This is a genomic window from Nostoc sp. NMS4 (assembly GCF_017115095.1).
Taxonomy (GTDB): Bacteria; Cyanobacteriota; Cyanobacteriia; order Cyanobacteriales; family Nostocaceae; genus Nostoc.
This window is the reverse complement of the sequence record NZ_JABXKI010000184.1, coordinates 1-19,565: the sequence shown is the minus strand read 5'-3', so window position 1 is coordinate 19,565 and position 19,565 is coordinate 1. Positions and strand designations below refer to the sequence as shown.

16 protein-coding genes and 3 pseudogenes are annotated in these 19,565 nt (G+C 39.8%); 15 read left to right on the top strand and 4 right to left on the bottom strand.

What is annotated here, in order from left to right; all coding sequences use genetic code 11:
- Positions 1–4 precede the first annotated feature (4 nt).
- Positions 5–631: a restriction endonuclease subunit R gene (locus tag HWQ37_RS15880; protein ID WP_292748578.1), complete on the top strand. Its 627-nt coding sequence runs from the start codon at positions 5–7 to the stop codon at positions 629–631.
- A 5-nt stretch (positions 632–636) separates the two neighbouring features.
- The gene (locus HWQ37_RS15875; protein WP_292748577.1) at positions 637–1,794 is read left to right on the top strand and encodes a cysteine desulfurase family protein; all 1,158 of its coding nucleotides are present in this window, start codon (positions 637–639) and stop codon (positions 1,792–1,794) included.
- 11 nt (positions 1,795–1,805) lie between these two features.
- Here the strand turns inward: HWQ37_RS15875 and HWQ37_RS15870 are convergent, their stop codons facing one another.
- Positions 1,806–2,759, bottom strand: a complete 954-nt coding sequence (locus HWQ37_RS15870; protein WP_292748576.1) for a 1-aminocyclopropane-1-carboxylate deaminase/D-cysteine desulfhydrase — start codon at positions 2,757–2,759, stop codon at positions 1,806–1,808.
- Positions 2,760–2,978: 219 nt separating this feature from the next.
- Between HWQ37_RS15870 and HWQ37_RS15865 the strand changes: the two genes are divergently transcribed.
- The 11 genes and pseudogenes from HWQ37_RS15865 (at position 2,979) to purU (ending at position 13,920) form a co-directional block, all read left to right on the top strand.
- Positions 2,979–4,709: a diflavin flavoprotein gene (locus HWQ37_RS15865; protein ID WP_292748575.1), complete on the top strand. Its 1,731-nt coding sequence runs from the start codon at positions 2,979–2,981 to the stop codon at positions 4,707–4,709.
- Between the two features lie 111 nt (positions 4,710–4,820).
- A complete protein-coding gene (locus HWQ37_RS15860; RefSeq protein ID WP_292748574.1) occupies positions 4,821–5,333 on the top strand; it encodes a phosphate-starvation-inducible PsiE family protein in 513 nt (170 codons plus the stop codon).
- 184 nt (positions 5,334–5,517) lie between these two features.
- A complete protein-coding gene (locus HWQ37_RS15855) occupies positions 5,518–7,254 on the top strand; it encodes a diflavin flavoprotein (protein ID WP_292748573.1) in 1,737 nt (578 codons plus the stop codon).
- 176 nt (positions 7,255–7,430) lie between these two features.
- Positions 7,431–7,610: pseudogene (locus HWQ37_RS15850) on the top strand (iron uptake porin); the annotation flags it as partial.
- 65 nt (positions 7,611–7,675) lie between these two features.
- Positions 7,676–7,798: pseudogene (locus tag HWQ37_RS15845) on the top strand (carbohydrate porin); the annotation flags it as partial.
- A gap of 67 nt (positions 7,799–7,865) precedes the next feature.
- On the top strand, positions 7,866–8,234 hold the full coding sequence (locus HWQ37_RS15840; protein WP_292748571.1) for a hypothetical protein: 369 nt from the start codon (positions 7,866–7,868) through the stop codon (positions 8,232–8,234).
- A 304-nt stretch (positions 8,235–8,538) separates the two neighbouring features.
- Complete coding sequence (locus tag HWQ37_RS15835; RefSeq protein ID WP_292748570.1) at positions 8,539–9,543, top strand: ABC transporter ATP-binding protein; 1,005 nt, start codon at positions 8,539–8,541, stop codon at positions 9,541–9,543.
- Positions 9,544–10,356 carry an ABC transporter permease gene (locus HWQ37_RS15830; RefSeq protein ID WP_292748569.1) on the top strand — a complete coding sequence of 271 codons (813 nt, stop codon included), beginning with the start codon at positions 9,544–9,546 and terminating at the stop codon, positions 10,354–10,356. It begins immediately after the preceding gene.
- Positions 10,357–10,522: 166 nt separating this feature from the next.
- Complete coding sequence (locus HWQ37_RS15825; RefSeq protein ID WP_292748568.1) at positions 10,523–12,265, top strand: GldG family protein; 1,743 nt, start codon at positions 10,523–10,525, stop codon at positions 12,263–12,265.
- A 77-nt stretch (positions 12,266–12,342) separates the two neighbouring features.
- Positions 12,343–12,969: a DUF4340 domain-containing protein gene (locus HWQ37_RS15820; protein WP_292748567.1), complete on the top strand. Its 627-nt coding sequence runs from the start codon at positions 12,343–12,345 to the stop codon at positions 12,967–12,969.
- Positions 12,970–13,065: 96 nt separating this feature from the next.
- On the top strand, positions 13,066–13,920 hold the full coding sequence (gene purU / locus HWQ37_RS15815; protein WP_292748566.1) for a formyltetrahydrofolate deformylase: 855 nt from the start codon (positions 13,066–13,068) through the stop codon (positions 13,918–13,920).
- Between the two features lie 2 nt (positions 13,921–13,922).
- Here the strand turns inward: purU and vapC are convergent, their stop codons facing one another.
- The 3 genes from vapC to HWQ37_RS15800 form a co-directional block, all read right to left on the bottom strand.
- A complete protein-coding gene (vapC, locus tag HWQ37_RS15810; protein WP_292748565.1) occupies positions 13,923–14,330 on the bottom strand; it encodes a type II toxin-antitoxin system tRNA(fMet)-specific endonuclease VapC in 408 nt (135 codons plus the stop codon).
- Positions 14,327–14,671, bottom strand: a complete 345-nt coding sequence (locus HWQ37_RS15805; protein ID WP_292748564.1) for a hypothetical protein — start codon at positions 14,669–14,671, stop codon at positions 14,327–14,329. Before HWQ37_RS15805 ends, vapC begins: the two co-directional genes overlap by 4 nt.
- A 197-nt stretch (positions 14,672–14,868) precedes the next feature.
- A complete protein-coding gene (locus HWQ37_RS15800) occupies positions 14,869–16,155 on the bottom strand; it encodes a hypothetical protein (RefSeq protein ID WP_292748562.1) in 1,287 nt (428 codons plus the stop codon).
- 139 nt (positions 16,156–16,294) lie between these two features.
- Here HWQ37_RS15800 and HWQ37_RS15795 point away from each other — a divergent pair, with 139 nt between their 5' ends.
- Both HWQ37_RS15795 and HWQ37_RS15790 read left to right on the top strand, forming a co-directional pair.
- The gene (locus HWQ37_RS15795) at positions 16,295–18,796 is read left to right on the top strand and encodes a dynamin family protein (protein WP_292748561.1); all 2,502 of its coding nucleotides are present in this window, start codon (positions 16,295–16,297) and stop codon (positions 18,794–18,796) included.
- A 274-nt stretch (positions 18,797–19,070) separates the two neighbouring features.
- Positions 19,071–19,565: pseudogene (locus HWQ37_RS15790) on the top strand (ISNCY family transposase); the annotation flags it as partial.

The window sequence follows — 19,565 nt, the reverse complement described above, 5'->3', positions numbered from 1 at the left end:
AATTATGGTTCAATTTATCCAAGCACAAAATGTCGGGCTTGCCTATTTGGAAGAAAGATTTAGCCTACAGATGGCCGAAGATGAGGCATTTTTCACAGAATGGTTTGAAAATTTACCGGAAATTACAGATTTAGAAAAGCGAGATTTAGACAAAATAAAACTTCATTTTCTCCGTTTGGTCAAACGTCCCCCTTTGTCAGAAGAAACTGTAAAACTAGTAGTCTTATCTCCTTTACTCAATTTAGCTGGATTTTATGATGAGCCTTTTTATATGAGAGGCGAACAATCAATAGAAATTTCAGCAGAAGATGAAGGAGAAATTATTAGAGGTAGAATTGATGTTTTAGTTATTCAAGAACAATTCTGGTTGTTAGTAATTGAATCTAAAAGGTCTAGCTTTTCTATTTTAGAAGTCATACCTCAAGCACTTGTTTATATGCTGGCTAATCCTAGTCAAGACAAACCTACTTTTGGATTAGTAACAAATGGTAGTGATTTTATTTTTTTGAAACTTACCAAAGAAAATCAGCCAAAGTATGCTGTATCCGACCAATTTACACTTTTGAAACGAGAAAGTGAACTGTATCAGGTTCTAAGTGTATTAAAAAATTTGAGTCAAAGTTTGAGTTAATAATTATGTCTATTCGTCCTATATACCTTGATTGTCACGCTACTACAGCCGTAGACGAACGGGTAGTAGCAGCAATGATCCCCTACTTCACAGAAAGATTTGGCAATCCCGCAAGTATTAGTCACGTTTATGGTTGGGAAGCTGAAGCTGCTGTCAAGCAAACACGAGAAATTTTAGCAGCAGCAATCAACGCCACACCAGAAGAAATTGTTTTTACTAGTGGTGCAACAGAAGCGAATAATTTAGCTATTAAAGGTGTTGCGGAAGCTTATTTTAAAAAGGGTCAGCATATTATTACTGTTGCAACTGAACATAGCGCAGTTATTGACCCTTGTAATTATTTAAAAAGTCTCGGTTTTGAAATTACTATTCTTCCTGTCCAAAAAGATGGATTGATTGATTTAACTGAGTTAAAAAAAGCTTTACGTCCTGAGACAATTTTGGTATCGGTGATGGCTGCAAATAACGAAATTGGTGTTTTACAACCTTTAGCAGAAATTGGGGAAATTTGCCATGAGCATAATATTATATTCCATACCGATGCTGCTCAAGCTATTGGTAAAATTCCCTTAGATGTGCAAGCGATGAAAATTGACTTGATGTCATTAACAGGACATAAAGTATATGGCCCCAAAGGCATTGGAGCGCTGTACGTCCGCAGACGTAACCCCAGAGTAAAACTGTCTCCCCAGCAGCACGGCGGCGGACATGAGCGGGGGATGCGTTCTGGTACATTGTATACACCGCAAATTGTCGGCTTTGGGAAAGCTGTAGAAATCGCTTTGGCTGAACAAGCAACAGAAACCCAACGCCTCACCCAGTTAAGACAAAGATTGTGGGAACAGCTTTCGCAAGTTGAAGGAATTCATCTCAACGGACATCCTCAACAGCGATTGGCGGGAAACTTGAATATCAGTGTTGAGGGAGTGGATGGAGCCGCACTTTTGCTAGGATTGCAGCCAGTAATGGCCATATCTTCTGGTTCTGCTTGCTCGTCAACAAATACTGCACCTTCCCATGTTCTCACAGCATTGGGACATTCAGAAAAGTTAGCTTATGCCTCAGTGCGGTTTGGTATTGGCAGATTTAATACCCAAGAGGAGATTGATATTGTGGCGAAGCATGCGATCGCTACCATTCAAAGTTTACAAAATAAACGGTAATGCTATGTCTCTTAAATTTTAGCAACCCTTTGAAAACGTTCCTCTATCCCGGCATTGCCCTGTAAGCCGCCTGTATGTACCAACAACAAGCGATCGCCTTTACAAAAAAATCCCTGCTGTAATAAATCCATCACTCCGTAAAACATTTTGGCGGTATATACGTAATCGAGGGGTACGCCATGTTCCTGTGTGAACTGCTGGCTGAACAGTAACAACTCATCGTTCACTTTTGCATAGCCGCCAAAGTGATAATCACATACCAATTCCCAGGAAGCTGGAGAATTATATGGTGTGGGTAAATCAGAGGTGAGGTAATTTGTCAACAAACTTTCGATTTCTTGTGCTAGAAATGCACCATTTTTTAATACCGGAAAAGCGATCGCTCTTTGTTTTTGATGCAAAGAAAGCGCAATACCCACCAGTGTGGTAGCTGTACCACAAGCTACGCATATATGATCGAATGCGTAGCCAGCCGTAGGCATCGCATTATCAACTATTTCTGTGCAGCCGCGCACACCATTTAAATTACTCCCACCTTCGGGAATGATAAACACTTCACCGAAACTTTGTTGCAGATATTCCTCTAACGCTGGTGTGTTGCGTTGTCGATACATTTCGCGGTTCAGATACACAAGTTGCATACCCTGCTGTACAGCAAAACTCAGCGTCGGGTTTAATGGTAGCTTCTCCTCTCCACGAATTACGCCGATGGTGCGAAAACCGAAAAGATTACCAGCCGCCGCAGTTGCATAGATGTGATTAGAATAAGCGCCGCCAAAGGTTAGCAGCGTGGTGAAATTTTTCTCCTTTGCCTCCAAAAGATTGTATTTCAGCTTAAACCACTTGTTGCCGTTAACCCACGGGTGCATGAGATCCAGGCGCAGCACATACAGATCAACACCTGCGTGATGGGCAATTTCGCTATTGATTTGTTGTAGAGGAGGAGGAAAAAAGATTAACGACATGCGTAAACATTCTAACTTAGAATTTAGATTCTCTCACGTTCATTATTGAACATAAAAGTAATGATAAACATCGAGTAATTCAATGGTAAGTCAATCAAAATGAGCAATAAATCTTTCTGATGATTATCTTTAGAAATTGGCATTTTACTAATTGAGTTTTTCAGGTAAAGATAAGGAACATAACACTCGCTCCAGACAATATTTTTTTGGAGAAAATAAATGGTTGCACTCACACAGCTTACTCAAGTTATTCCCAATCCAGGACGTTTGACGATTCAAACTGTTGAAATTGCTCCTCAAACTACAGCTATTCGTTGTCTGGACTGGGATAGAGAACGTTTTGATATCGAATTTGGTTTACGCAATGGTACAACCTATAATTCTTTTTTAATTCAGGGAGAAAAAGTTGCCTTAGTTGACACATCTCACCGCAAGTTTGAGGAGCTATATCTTGAGATAGTGGCGGGATTAATTGATCCAACTAAAATAGATTACTTAATTATTAGCCACACGGAACCAGACCACAGTGGATTAGTAAAAAATATTTTAGAATTAGCTCCTTCTATTACTATTGTCGGTGCTAAGGTAGCTATTCAATTTCTAGAAAATATGGTTCACCAGCCTTTTAAATCAATGCAGGTGAAAAGTGGAGAGCGATTAGATTTAGGCAACGGACACGAATTAGAATTTATCTCTGCACCTAACTTACATTGGCCTGACACAATCTTGACTTATGATCACAAAACTTCCACTCTCTACACCTGTGATGTGTTTGGAATGCACTACTGTGATGACCATACCTATGATGAAAATATTACTTTAATAGAGGAGGATTTTAAATATTACTATGATTGTCTCATGGGACCGAATGCCCGGTCTGTTTTAGCAGCTTTAAAGCGGATTGAAAAGTTAGAAATAGTCACCGTTGCTACCGGACATGGCCCTTTATTACAAAACTATATCTCCCAATGGCTGGAACATTATCAAAACTGGAGTTTAGAACAAGCAAAAACAGAGACATTAGTGGCTCTATTTTATGTTGGAGATTACGGCTATAGTGAGCATTTAGTCCGTACTATAGCTCATGGATGTGCGAAAGTAGGTGTAGCAGTAGAATTAGTAGACCTTAATAGTGCCGAGCCTCAAGAAGTTCGAGAATTAGTTGCACAAGCTTCTGGTTTAGTAATTGGAATGGTAGCCCAATCTTCAGCGATCGCTCAAGCTGCTTTAAGTACAATTTTAGCTGCCGTTCACAAGAAACAGGCAATTGGTTTATTAGAGTCAGGAGGGGGAGAAGATGAACCGATTTATCCCTTAAGAAATAAGTTTCAAGAACTGGGATTAATTGAAGCCTTTCCGCCTATTTTAGTTAAAGAAATTCCTACCCAAGCAACAGAACAACTTTGTGATGAGGCGGGAACGGATATGGGACAATGGTTAACCCGCGATCGCACCATAAAACAAATCAAATCTATCAATAGCGAGCTAGAAAAAGCTTTAGGGCGGATTAGTACAGGATTGTATATTATCACCGCCAAAAAAGGAGAAATTCAGAGTGCGATGTTTGCTTCTTGGGTGACACAGGCGAGTCTTGAGCCTTTAGGAGTAGCGATCGCAGTATCCAAAGATCGGGCAATTGAATCTTTAATGCACGTTGGCGATCGCTTCGTTTTAAACGTTTTAGAAGAAGGCAAATATCAAGGATTAATGAAACACTTTCTTAAGCGTTTTGCTCCTGGTGCAGATAGATTTGCTGGAGTGAAAATATATCCAGCAAAAAATGAATCGCCCGTTTTAGCTGAAGCTTTAGCTTACATGGAATGTGAAATCACTAGCCGTATGGATTGTGGAGATCATTGGGTAATTTATAGCACAGTCCAGACTGGAAGAGTTGCCAAACTACATGCACTTACCGCCGCCCATCACCGCAAAATTGGCAATCATTATTAAATAGTTATTTGTCATTTGTCATTTGTCATTCTCCTTGTCCCATTGTCTCCCTTATTTACCCTGCTTCCCACAGACGCAATTCATCGCGTCTCTACAAACTCCCAGAAAACTATGTATAAATCTGCTGAAAACACTCCGATTACTATGTACGAAATCAATCGTGGGCGCGTTGTCCGAAGCTTAGAATTTATCCAAGATTTAATTGTAATTTCTTTGTGTATCGGTTTATTTAGCTTCATGGTGCTTCAGGTGAAAGATATGTTTCTTTCTTTGCTTCCACCTTTAGATTTTCATGCTGTGACTGCCGATATTCTCTTTTTACTTATCTTAGTTGAGCTATTCCGACTGCTGATTATTTACCTACAGGAACATCGAGTATCTATTGGAGTAGCTGTAGAAGTTTCTATCGTTTCTGCCTTGCGAGAAGTCATTGTTAAAGGTGTTCTAGAAACAAGTTGGAGTCAAGTTTTAGCAACTTGTGCCTTTTTATTAGTGCTGGGAATACTATTGTTCCTCCGAGTTTGGCTACCCCCTACCTTTGAAGGTATCGATCCCGAACATGAAGTATCTAAACGCTATAGAAGCCGAGCCAAGTCTGAATTAATAGAAAACAATACTCATTAAAAATAGGGAGTAAGCTGTCGCGCATTTAATTTGCACAACTAGGGCGGGCAAGATGCCCACCCCACAAGAGATTCATTTTTTTGAGGATACAAATTAAAAGGTTTTTAGCTTAGGGAGAGACAAGAAAAGGAGAATAACCCATGCCCAATGCCCAATGCCCCATGCCCAATTAAGAGAGGTTATTATGTCTGCTGTCACATTAACTCCCAACCATAGCAGAGATGTACAAGTTGCTGAAATTGGTAAAAATACTCTGATTCTGCGATCGCGGACTTGGGATAGATTAAAATTTGAGGTGGAATATTCCCGCCAACGGGGGACTACAGCGAATTCTTATCTGATTCAAGCTGATAAAAAGGTTTTAATTGACCCCCCCGGCGAATCTTTTACCGAAATTTACCTTGAGCAACTTGCACAAAATCTAGATTTCATCACCCTAGATTACATTGTTCTCAGTCATGTCAACCCGAACCGGAGAGCAACCTTGCAAGTATTACTCTCTCTGGTTCCTCAAGCTACTCTAATTTGTTCTCGCCCCGCCGCTAATGCTCTCAAAACTGCTTTTCCCGAATTTGAATCACCTATTCAAGCGATGCGATCGCAAGATACTCTAGATTTAGGACAAGGACATCTTTTATCATTTATCACCGTACCGACTCCCCGGTGGGCGGATGGACTTTGTACTTACGATCCCGCAACTAAAATTCTCTACACAGACAAACTTTTTGGCGCTCATATTTGTGAAGATACCTTATTTGATGAAGATTGGAAGGGGTTAGACGCGGAACGTCGTTACTATTTTGAATGTCTCCATGCGCCCCAAGCCAAACAAGTTGAAGCAGCATTAGATAAAATATCGCTTTTAGAAGCCAGATGTTACGCCCCAGCACATGGCCCAGTTGTTCGTTACAGCCTTAGTCGTTTTACTTATGATTACCGCCAATGGTGTCAAGGGCAAAAATCTCAAGAATTGAGTGTGGCTTTGCTCTATGCTTCTGCTTATGGAAATACAGCAATTTTGGCAAATGCGATCGCTCAAGGTTTGATTCAAAATGGAATTAATGTAGAATCAATCAACTGTGAATTAACAGATTCAGCAGAAATTACCCGCATTGTTGAAACCTGCGATGGCTTGATTATCGGTTCACCCACTTTAGGCGGCCATGCACCGACTCAAATTCAAACAGCTTTAGGAATAGTCCTTTCGGTAACGGCTAAAACTAAGTTAGCAGGGGTGTTTGGTTCTTACGGTTGGAGTGGAGAAGCAATTGATTTATTAGAAAGCAAGCTGAAAGATGCTAATTATCAACTAGGGTTTGAAACAATTCGGGTGCGTTTTAGTCCGACTCCTGAGATTCTCCAGCAGTGTCAACAAGCAGGTGCTTGCTTTGCTCAAAATTTGAAGAAAACTAAAAAACTGCGTACTTCCCGCCAGGTTGTGACAGAAGCACATATAGATCGTACCGAACAAGCTGTGGGGCGGATCATTGGTTCTTTGTGTGTTGTAACAACTCGTGATGAAGAAACTCACAAAGGTGTTTTAACTTCTTGGGTATCTCAGGCAACTTTTAACCCGCCAGGAATTATGATTGCGATCGCTAACGAGCAAAATGCAGATTTAATGCATCATCCTGGTGATAAATTTGTGCTGAATATCCTTAAAGAAGGAAGAAATGTCCGACGCTATTTTTCTCGTCATAGCACTTTAGGAGATAATCCCTTTGCAAATCTTGACACAAAAACTGCTCTTAATGGTTGTTTGATTTTGAATGAGGCATTAGCCTATTTAGAATGTACAGTGCAAAATCAGCTTGAATGTGGCGATCGATGGTTAATTTATGCCGTCATCGATCACGGTGAAGTGTTGGAAAATGATGGTGTCACTGCTTTAGAGCATCGTAAATCTGGCAGCTATTATTAATCTGACTTTTCACTCTTGGCTAAAAAACCTCTTTCTTTGTAAAGCTACGGTATACACACAAGTCTTTTAGACTTGCAATGCGATTGTTTCGGTTAACAATGCCATTGTTGTGACTGACAATGCGATTGTTTGGCCTGACAATGCCATTGTTGTGGCTGACAATAAACTCATTATTGAAGTTTTCTACCACAACTAAACTTAATGGCGAAGCGATTTTTTCTTTATCCACAGCGACAGGTGGAGAACCAGGTAGCCAAGATGCTAAATTAGCCTTTAATAATCGCGTTAGGCTCAATCTTACCAGCAGCTTTAACGGCAGTGATTTGTTGATTGTTGGACTCCAAGCTTACAACTTCAGTCTGTAGCCGGACTTGCTTCACGTCCAGAAGACGCGACTCCCTACCATTTAGAAACGTTTTATAACTATCGGGTGAATGACAATATCTCTATTACCCCTGGTGTATATTTCATCTTCAGCCCGGAAGGATTTAGTACTAATGACACAGCAATTGTAGGCGCACTTCGCACTACTTTTACCTTTTAGAGCGCTAGTCCAGTAGAAGTAGTTGACGAAAAATGCAAGCGACTGTTTTAAAAGTCAAGCATAGGCGGTGCAGATTTATGAAAGCGATGCCTACGGCGGGCTACGCCTACGCACTTGTGTATTTGATTGCGGTGCGACAAAGTTTGGAGTACCTCAACACGACTTTGAAGTACCTCAACACGACTTTGAAGTACTTCAACACGACTTTGAAGTACTTCAACACGACTTTGAAGTACCTCAATACGACTTTGAAGTACCTCAATACGACTTTGAAGTACCTCAACACGACTTTGGAGTACCTCAATACGACTTTGAAGTACCTCAACACGACTTTGAAGTACTTCAACACGACTTTGAAGTACTTCAACACGACTTTGGAGTACCTCAATACGACTTTGAAGTATCTGTTGCCTATATAGCAATACGGTTCAGTTAAGGACAAGACTTACCCAAAATTAAGAAAAAACGAACCACAAAGGGCGCATTCGCGCAGCGTCTCGTCAGAGAAGGACACAAAGGAATAAGAGTTTCAGAGAGTTTTTGCATAAGTCCTGAAAGTTTTTAGCGCTAACTGAACCGTATTGATACATATTCAATTATGAATTATCAATTATTTTGACACAAAGAGGTTTTTCAGGAACTTTACCCATTATCGGCTAATCTTAGTGCCAGTCACCCATACCCAATATCGTGATCTAAGATTGTTGGGTATTCTATAAATTGCGATCGCCACTATACGGATGATTGAAGTTGAACATCTGAGTAAAATATACGGCTCTACCCCAGCGATTACTGATGTCACCTTTAGCGTCGAACCTGGGGAGATTTTAGGGTTGTTAGGCCCCAATGGCGCTGGAAAAACCACAACCATGAGGATTCTGGCTGGTTATTTACCGGCAACAAATGGTAATGCCCGGATTGCTGGTTATGATGTCCATGAAAATTCTCTGGCTGTGCGCCAACGAATTGGTTATTTACCGGAAACACCGCCGTTATATCCAGAGATGACGGTGGAGGGATTTTTGCATTTTGTCGCCCGCATTAAGGGAGTTCCACCAGGCGATCGCCCCAATAAGGTAACAGCCGCTATCGAACGCTGTAATTTAGAAGATAAGCGAAAGGTAATTATCCGCAAACTCTCTAAAGGATACCGCCAACGTGTAGGAATTGCTCAAGCGATCGTCCACGATCCCCCAGCAATCATTCTCGATGAACCTACCGTTGGACTCGATCCTCGGCAAATAATTGAGGTGCGGAATTTAATTAAAAGCCTCGCTGGTACTCACACAATTATTCTTTCCACCCACATTCTGCCAGAAGTGAGTATGACTTGTAGCCGCGTCGCCATCATCAATCGCGGTAAAGTGGTGGCAACTAATACACCAGAAAACCTGATGACTCAGTTGACAGGTGGTTCCGGGTATGAATTGGAAATAGAAGGAGAAGCCGCCCTAGCGAAACAGGTATTGCAAAAAGTCGCGGGTGTGAGTTTGATAGAATCAATTCCCACAGCCGGAGGTCATCAACCCCAGGAAAACCGTGCTTATCTGCGAGTGATATCGCAACCAGGAAAAGAACCAGGACGCGATATTGCCACAACATTAGTACGTGCAGGATTTGGTTTACATGAACTGCGGCGGGTTAATGCCACCTTAGAAGATGTATTTTTGCAACTGACCACAGAAGAAAAGAATATCGATCCTGATGTAGACTTAGCAGCAGACAACGAAGGAAAGGCAGCGTAAATGGGTATAGTGCTGAGTAATATTATTGCCATTTATCGCCGAGAGTTACAGAGTTATTTTGTATCACCTTTGGCTTATGCGATCGCAGGTATATTTTGGTTCCTCGCAGGATTATTCTTCGTGATGATTTTGCTAGGGCCAGATGGTATTTTGGTAGGAGTCGCAGCCATAGATTCACAAGGGCAACAACTGGGAGTACCAGTACCGCCCATAGATGTTCCCTACGAATTTGTGCGGTTATTTTTAGAGCGCCTAGAGTGGCTATTGTTGTTTATCCTGCCAATACTTTCAATGGGACTCTATGCCGAAGAACGTAAGCGCGGCACTTTAGAATTATTAGCCACCTCACCAATCACCAATTGGGCGGTAGCTGTAGGTAAATTATTAGGCGTGCTAACATTTTTTACCACGATGGTTGTACCCATGCTAGTGTTGGAAGCGATCGCTATCAGTGGCTCAAATCCACCAATGACACCCTCAATTCCCTTACTAGGTCATTTTGGATTAATCTTACTAGCAGCAGCAATTTTATCTATAGGAATGTTTATTTCTTCATTAACAGACAGCACAATTTTGTCTGCCGTTCTCACCTTTGCAGTAATCTTATTATTGTTATTGATTGATTTAATCGCCAAAATCATCCCTGGCCCAGTGGGCGAAGCTTTGGGTTATCTGTCGTTGCTGAAACATTACAACACCTTAATTCAAGGAATTTTTGATACCAGCACCTTAATTTTATTTGCTAGTTACATTTTTTTGGGCATCTTTCTTACAGCTCAATCAATTGATGCACTCCGCTTTCAAAGGCAGTAGTTATATAAGTTATGAGTTAAAAGTTAGGAGTGAGGAGTTGAAAAATAATCCAAAATTTTGTTAAAACTCATAATTCCTAACTCTTGTACAGACGCGATTCATCGCGTCTCCTTTGTACAGACGTGATGAATCGCATCTCCTAACTCCTCACTTCAGTCTAAATAATATGAAAATAGTTGCAAAAAAGAAACTTTGGAAATATCTGTTTTTGTTAGGCCCGTTCCTAATTGCTGTCGGCTTAACAGTTGGGTTAGTCTCTGAACAGTGGGGATTAATTTCATTAGCATTTCTAATTACAGGAATTGTCATCAGTGGGTTAGGGATAATATGGCAAAGCTACCAAACTAACTGGTGGAACCGTCGTTCTACCCAAGCGGGGACTAATGCCCTAGTAGCGACTCTGGCAGTATTAGCAATTTTGGGATTGATTAACTTTTTGGGAACTCGCTATCACTTGCGGTCAGACTTAACAGAGGCTCAATTATTTACCCTTGCACCCCAGTCACGTGAATTAGTAAGAGTTTTAGCACAGCCTGTTAAAGTGTGGGTGTTTGATATTAACCAAAATCCCCAAGACCGAGAATTACTAGAAAATTATCAACGCCAAAGCTCAAAATTTAAATATGAGTACATCAACCCCGAAACTAGACCAGGACTTGCAGAAAAGTTTAGCGTCAAAAATTATGGAGAAGTTTATTTAGAATCTGGCGATAAACGGCAATTAGTACAAACAATAAATGAAAATGAACGATTATCAGAAATTAGATTAACTAGTCGTCTACAACAACTAACAAATTCAAGCACAGCCAAAGTTTACTTATTACAAGGTCATGGCGAACGCCAACTTTCGCCTGGTAAAGATGCAATATCACAAGCAGTTCAGGGATTAGGCGATAAAAATTTCACAACATCACCGTTGAATTTAGGAGAAACCTCAAAAGTTCCTCAAGATGCGGCTGTAGTGATAGTAGCTGGCCCCAAACGAGGACTATTTGAGGGTGAAGTCAAAGCTTTGCAAGAATATCTTAATCGTGGCGGTAATTTACTGCTGATGATCGATCCTAATACCGATCCCAAACTCAACAGCTTGCTACAAGAGTGGGGTGTTCGTCTGGATAATCGTTTAGCAGTCGATGTCTCTGGCGAAAGCGTCATAGGACTTGGCCCTGCTACGCCCTTAGTAACAGAATACGGACAACATCCAATTACCAAAGATTTCGGTAACGGTAATTCTTTTTATCCAATTGCCCGACCACTAGAAATTACCTCTGTCCCTGGTGTTCAGGCTACTCCACTACTACGAACCAAACCCTACCCCAACAGTTGGGCAGAAAGCGACCTCCAAAGCGAAAAATTGGAGTTTAATGAGGGTAAAGATATGAAAGGGCCTCTAACCTTGGGTGTTGCCTTAACAAGAAAACAAACACCCAAATCCACCTCCACTCCCCAAGCTTCACCCACACCTTCACCTCTACCATCACCAACCACTCAAAACAAGACTAGCCCTACTCCTTCCCCTTCCTCCAAGACTCCGCAAGCGTTACCATCACCATCACCAACGACTCAAAGTAAAGCTTCCCCTACTCCCTTATCTCCCCCGTCTCCCCCATCTCTCCCTACTCCCTCATCTCAAACAGCCGCCGAGTCCCGGTTAGTGGTTTTAGGAAATTCCGATTTCGCCACCGATGGTTTATTTCAACAGCAATTAAATGGAGATGTATTCCTCAACTCAGTGACTTGGCTGAGTCAACAAGATCGACAACCCCTTTCCATTCGCCCCAAAGAACCGAAAAATCGGCGGATAATCCTGACAACCACACAAGGCAATTTTTTAATATTGTCATCTCTGTTGGTTTTACCCTTAATTGGGTTAGCTGCGGCAGTTATTATTTGGTGGAAACGAAGGTAAGAAGTGAGTTAAAAGTTAGGAGTTATAAATATTAACTCTTTACCAATGACAAATGACAAATGACAAATGATTAAAAAATGAAATTGCCGCGAACGACTTTAATTTTGATACTGCTAGCGCTAGGTTTAGGTAGTTTTGTTTATTTCTATGAAATTCGGGGTGCAACTGTGCGAGAAGAAATCAAAGAGCAAAAGCAGAAAATTTTCTCTTTTGCAGAAGATGATGTGCAGTCTTTAACAGTCAAAACAAAAAAACTCACCCTGAATCTGGAACGTAGCCCTGAATCTTCTAGTAGACCCAAGTGGTTAATTAAATCTCCGATATCAGGGCCAGCAAATGACGCTATTGTTTCTTATTTAATGGATTTGTTGGTTAAAGGTAATAGCGAGCAAACTTTATCAACTCCAGCAAAACAGCTTGGAGAATTTGCCTTAGATCCACCCCAAGCAACTATTAATATCACCCTGAAAAACCGACAAAGCCATCAGTTGATTTTGGGTAAATCTAACTTTAACGGGCGTTTCTTGTATGCTCAAACCGACCCTGCTGTTAAACCTGATGGTAATATAAATGTGCTGTTAGTATCTACAGATTTTGCAAATGCCGTAAATCGGGAATTATCAGAGTGGAAACAACCTGTAGATAATAGTCAGAAGCTACCTGGACTCAGCACCCCTTTACCAACTCCGACAAATAGTAAATAAGCAATTACGGTTTCTGTGGTATGTTTCGGTAACGCACAATGGGTTAGCACATCTGTGCCACTCTACTTCAAATCTCACTAGTTTTTCTAAGTTACTATGACAAATCCGACAGCAACATTGCTGATTTCCTGCCCCGATCAAAGGGGACTGGTGGCGAAATTTGCCAATTTCATCTATTCTAACGGTGGTAATATTATCCATGCAGATCAGCACACAGATTTTGCTGCTGGGTTATTCCTCACGCGCATTGAATGGCAATTAGAGGGGTTCAATTTGCCGCGAGAATTTATTGCCCCTGCATTTAATGCCATTGCTCAACCTTTAGACGCTAAGTGGGAAATACGTTTTTCTGATACAGTACCACGCATTGCTATTTGGGTAAGTCGCCAAGACCATTGTCTATTTGATTTGATTTGGCGACAACGTGCTAAAGAATTTGTTGCTGAAATTCCTTTAATTATTAGTAATCATTCTAATTTAAAGATAGTTGCAGAACAATTTAATATTGACTTTCAGCACATTCCCATCACTAAAGATAATAAATCAGAACAAGAAGCCCAACAACTAGAATTACTCTGCAAATACAAAATAGATTTAGTTGTATTGGCGAAATATATGCAGATTGTTAGTGCAGATTTTATTAGTCAATTTCCGCAAATTATTAATATACATCATTCATTTTTACCAGCTTTTATCGGAGCAAACCCTTATCACCGAGCTTTTGAACGGGGTGTGAAAATTATTGGGGCAACTGCTCATTATGCCACTGCTGATTTAGATGCAGGCCCAATTATTGAACAAGATGTGGTGCGAGTTACCCACCGTGACGAAGTTGATGATTTGGTGAGAAAAGGCAAAGATTTGGAGAGAGTTGTATTAGCAAGAGCGGTGCGATCGCACTTACAAAATCGTGTATTAGTATATGGTAATAGAACAGTAGTATTCGAGTGATATCAATTATCTGTCTCCCAATCTTCAATCAGCAAGTTATTAATCCGCTTAAATTCTCTGGTATTATGGGTAACAAGGGTTAAGTTATTTGTCAGTGCGATGGCAGCAATTTGTAAATCATAAGCTCCAATTGGAGTGCCTAATGCTTCTAGCTTAGATCGAATCATTCCAAATGTCATTGCTGCAAGATCGTCAAACGGTAGTGATATAAATTGAGCTAAAAATTCTTGCTGTAAGGCAAGATTACGTTCTGGGTTGGCACTTTTCATTGCGCCATAAAATAATTCAGCTTTAACGATTGAGCAAACAGCAATATCTTTAGTAGCAGTGGTTTCTAGTTTCTGCTTTAAGGTGAAATTTTTACCACGCATATAGATAATGCAAGTGTTAGTATCTAGCAGAAATTTCACAGGATGGGTTCGCGTTCTTGTTGTTGTCCTTGAGGATGGCGAAAGAATGTTTCATCTTGGATACATCCATAGAATTTAGTCAGGGGATATTCTGAGGTTTCAATTTGGGTTTCTAGTTGTAGGGACTCAATGAGGGTTTTTAGCAATGTCAAGCTTCGGCTAAGGTCGAGTTCTTCGGTGAGTTCAGCCAGAGGAGATTGACGAAAGAATTCTGAGAGTTTGGTGGGTTGGTTTGGGTGGGTGTTGTGTGTAGTCAAACTTTGAGCAAGGAATTGGATAATATACAGTTTCTCGTTGGGGGAAAGCTGTAGGAGTTGTTGTTCGAGTTCTGGGATAGCCATGATGGGGTTTAAGTGGAGGATAATTTTATTTTACTTTCATTCTTCAGAGGTTAATCTATATTTGACTCGTTTTTTAGCTGTTAGCGGTTCGTCATAATCCAGATTTATCACAACTCATATAGGATTGCTATATACAAAGAAAGTCCGCCTAAGCGGACTTTACAAAAATACTTATTTCAAGAATTGCGGTAGCTGTTTTAGTTAGCTAAAACTACCTCTGTCTCATCTTTCGATTCATCTCTGATTTTAAAGTAGTAATAAAGATTACCAACAGTTAGGTCTGATGCCTGTTGTAAATTAGATGTAACTAATGTTTTATAACCAGTAATTCCAGCTTGTTCACTAATATAAAATTCGTATTCTCGACGTAGTTCAGGCTCGAATAGAAATAACAATTGGTCACGAAGCGAATAGAAATGAGATTTTTCAGCTAAACTCTCATATACTAATTGTTCTGGCGGTTCTGCTAAATTGATTGGGGGGTAGTGAGTCTCTGGACTATTAAAATCAGCACTACTTAAAAGTTTTAAATCTGATGAAGGAAGCGAACGCATCCAATCAACATGATTTTGCCACGAATCCAATACCGCTAAATCATGATTTTTAATGCGGATAATTTCGGGAAAGAGAAAATCAAGCTCATCATGTGATTCACAGCGATTAATCACAGTGAGAGCATCTTTACAGATTTTATCTTGGAGTAGGATGAGGCGATCGCTCACTGCTGAAACCTCATTCTGTACCTGATAAGTTGCAACAATCACCTGTTCAATTGCCCAAGCGCATTCGAGTCTACGTAATTGACCGGCTGCACAGGTTTCTTCTAGTAGATGCGGATTGCTGTAATCTGCTAAAGCGGTAAATAACATTCCCCTGACACCATCAATTTCAGCGTTTCTCCGGCTGAAATCTTGCAATTGCATCGCTGAACGGAAGCGGTTCATCGCCTGGATAAACACTCCATACGCCCTCACTAAAGCTATGCGATGTTGTTCAAATTTGATATCTTGGGCTACTTGTTCGATTATTTGTCTAATTTCTACTCCTTGGTCTTTTAAGGCTTGTTTCAAGTCAATAAAACCGTTTTTGACTTCCAGCCTCATTTGCTCTACTTCTTTTCTGAGTTTAAGTGTCTGGTGCAGGTTGACTGCTGTCAGTGCTACAGCTGCTACTGTTCCCACACCAATCAAGGCTGTAGTTGCTTGTAGCACACCCAAGCTAGTCTGTATAGTTTGTAAGCCATTTAATACAGATGTAAAGCCTTGCTGAGTTTGATACATCTGCGCCCCACTCATCACTAGATTAGAAGCTGCTATTAGTGGAGATAAAGGGCTGTTGTTGACTGTAGCACCAATAGCATGGGCAATAAACTGCCCGCTAACTGCATCTCTAGCCATGCTTAAAGGTACTCCATCGCTGAAGACCTGTAAATATTTACCAGCATCAATAGCAGCTTGAATTGCAGGAGCAAATTGGAACAGCATATTTATAGGTTGCTAAAAGCTAATTTTCTTCAGCATAGCTGGTATAAAAAAGCAAATATAACCGTATTTATTCGGATTAATTAATTCTGTCTAAATCTGGGCATACTAAACACGGATAACCTCTTGGCTCACAATTTTTATGGATACTTCACTAGTTAGCTCTAAGACTGTTGAGCTATTGTCGCAGATTACCGGGCAAAAGCTGACTCAAAAGAATCTCACGCCGCCCGTGATATTTCTGGCAAATTTAGTCACGGTGCTGCTGGGAGTGATATTTGTAGATGGCACAGTAGCAGAGTCAGAAAAGCAACGTTTACTGACAACGCTTTATGGATTTAGTATTCCAGAAAGTGATGTGCGTAAGTTGACACATTTGATGATTAAGGGAGTCAAAGAAAATCAAGTTTATAAGCAAATTAATAACTTACTATCCTTGGCGGCTCCACTTTCAGAGTCAGAAAAGCTTTTGTTAATTGGCTTTGGCTATCAAATGTCAGCAGTAGATGGCGAAATTGACTCACGCGAGAAAAAATATTTGGAGATAGTCGCCAAGCACTTAGGCATTAAACCACAACATTTAGTAGTTTTAGAGGCTGGCTTTACTCATCAAACAAATGTGGAGCCTATTGCTTTAGATGAAGTACATTTTTTACTCAACCCTGCTCGTTTTCAAGAACTGGATACTATATTTGTTAAGGCTGCAAGTGATATGTTAGCCGCTCTACCTACTAAACCAAAACACAAAATAACTAAGCCCCATAGAAATGTATCTTATGGAGAATTGAAAAAGTTTCAAGAATATCGTAAACAATTAGACAATTGTTGTTATCAGCTATTTCAGATAATTCAAGACTGTACCAATCGTGGTTTCTTGCCTCACACTTTGATAGAGGAGATAGAGGAAATATCTCAAAAAGTAAAATCTCAGCGATTTAGGTTAGCAGTTTTAGGCGAGTTTAGTCAAGGAAAATCAACCTTACTTAATGCCTTACTAGGTGAAGAAATTCAACCTGTGAGAGAGATTCCTTGTAGTGGTATGGTAACAGTTTTAAAATATGGAATCGAAAAGCGGGTAGTCTGTCGTTATAAAGATGGACGGGAAGAAGAAATTCCTTTTGAACAATATCAACTAAAAGCAACAATTTCAGAAGATGCAGCACTTGGATGTCTGAGTGATGAACTAGCACATAATGAAATTGATGAAATTGTTTTTGAGCATCCTGATTTAGAGTTATGCAGTAGTGGGGTAGAAATTGTAGATTCTCCAGGATTAAACGAACACCCTGAACGCACCGCCATTACTCAAAAACTGCTGAAGGATACGGATGCAGTGATATTCCTAACTAATGCCTCACATTCTCTAACTCAGGTAGAACGCGACTTACTCCAGGATGTGAGAACTCAACTAAATGATGGTAAAGAAAATCAACCTGCTAACAATCTTTTTGTAGTAGGAAATTTTATAGATTTAGTGCGTAGCGAAAAGGGACGTGAGCAAGTGCAACAGAGGATCGAAAGAATTGTACAAGGTCAAAATCCTATAGTTGCAGGTGAAAACCGCGTTCATTTTATTTCTGCTCAAGCTGCGCTGGATGCAATTTTGCGGGGAACTGAAGATGACTATTTGAAAGCCTTCCAAAATTTTACCCAGTCTATTGAGAAGTTTTTGGCGTTTGATAGTGGAATAGTAAAAATTAAGCACTCTATTAGTCAAATAAATAGAGTTATCGAAAAAGGTTTAGAGGGGCTATATCAATCAGAAGATACTTTAGATGGAAAAATTCAAATTTCTGAAGCAGAAAAGCAGAAAGTTTTGGAAAAAATAGGAGAAGCCAGTGGGCGCGATGTCAGAATCCGTCTCTTGTCAGATCAACTGATAGACAAAGTATTTGAGCAAATTGCTGAATCTTGGGATGAGTGGCGTGAAGGATTGAGCGATCGCATAGCTCAAAAGAGCCAATATTGGAATTCTGAACATAGCCCTGTCTTTAGCCAAGATAAACTAATTAGAGATTATACAAATCAATTTATTAGAGACTTGTCAACAGAAATAGATCAATGGGGAAGCGCAAAACTTAAAGAGGTAATTTTACAAGAAAATCTTAAGTATTTAGATACTAATATTGCTTATGAGCTAGATGCAATTCAAGGCGAGTTTAACAGCTTAGACCAGAACATACAAACTAATTTTAGTAACCATTTTAGTAAACAGCTAAAAATTTCAATTAATGGTATAAATGATGACTTTACTGGTATGGGAGGATTTGGCGGTGGTGTTGGAATAGGTGGTGCTTTAGCAGCTGGATTAATAGTATTTACAGGACTTGGTTTTATTGCCGTAATTGCTGCAAGTGTAGCTGCTGCAATTGCAGGTTCGTTTGGTTTTGGAATGCTAGATTTTGATGGACTAAAAGACAAAATAAAGGGAAAAGTTTTTGAACTAGGATTTCAAAAATTTGATGAGTCAATGGATAAAATATTTGAAAAATTAAATGAAGTAGTTAACTCAGTCTTTGAAAACCGAGTTGAATCAGCTAGTCGAGTAATTGCAGAAGCGATCGCACTTTACGAAAATCTCCTAGAACAGCAGGAAAAGGCTCACAACGAAACTCTAGAACCAGCAATTCTCATTTTGAAATAAATAGAGTATTAACCCCATTTTGAAATTCCAAATGTAGTACAAAACAACTAATTTTTCAGAGAAAGGAGATAGTTAAAAAAATAATTGCATCCATTGAATAAGTATAAATACTCAATGAACTGGAGAGGATTGCCTGACAACTAAGGGTAAACTCAGGAAAATAGTTCTATGAATGAGAATATAGGACTCAATGGAAATAACAAATTATTAATAGTTGTCGAGCTTTGGTAAAATTGGTGAATTGAAAATTATTAATTAGTCAAACGACTCCAAGATGGTTCAAAAGGCAGCGACCATAGAAATTCCTGAATTAATACAATTTTTACGGTTATCATTACATGACTTACCCGATGAAAGAAAGCCCGGGAATAATACCAGATATCAGGTAGAAGATGCAGTGATGGCTGCGTTTTCAGTCTTTTTTACTCAGTCACCATCTTTTTTAGACCATCAACGCTTAATGAAAAGCAATAAGGGAAAAGATAATGCTGAAAGTTTATTTTCAATTGAGACAATTCCAAGTGATAATCAAATAAGAAATTTATTAGACCCGGTGCCAGCTACTACTATTTTTATGGCTTTTCAAAAAGTCTATCAATGGTTAGAGAAAAAGGGAGTTTTGGAAAGGTTTCTCTACTTAGATGGAGAAATTTTAGTGGCGTTAGATGGCACAGAATATTTTTCATCTAAGAAGATTAATTGCTCTCATTGTAATTGTCGTAATCATCGAAATGGAACTACAACTTATTTTCATGGCTGTGTTACACCT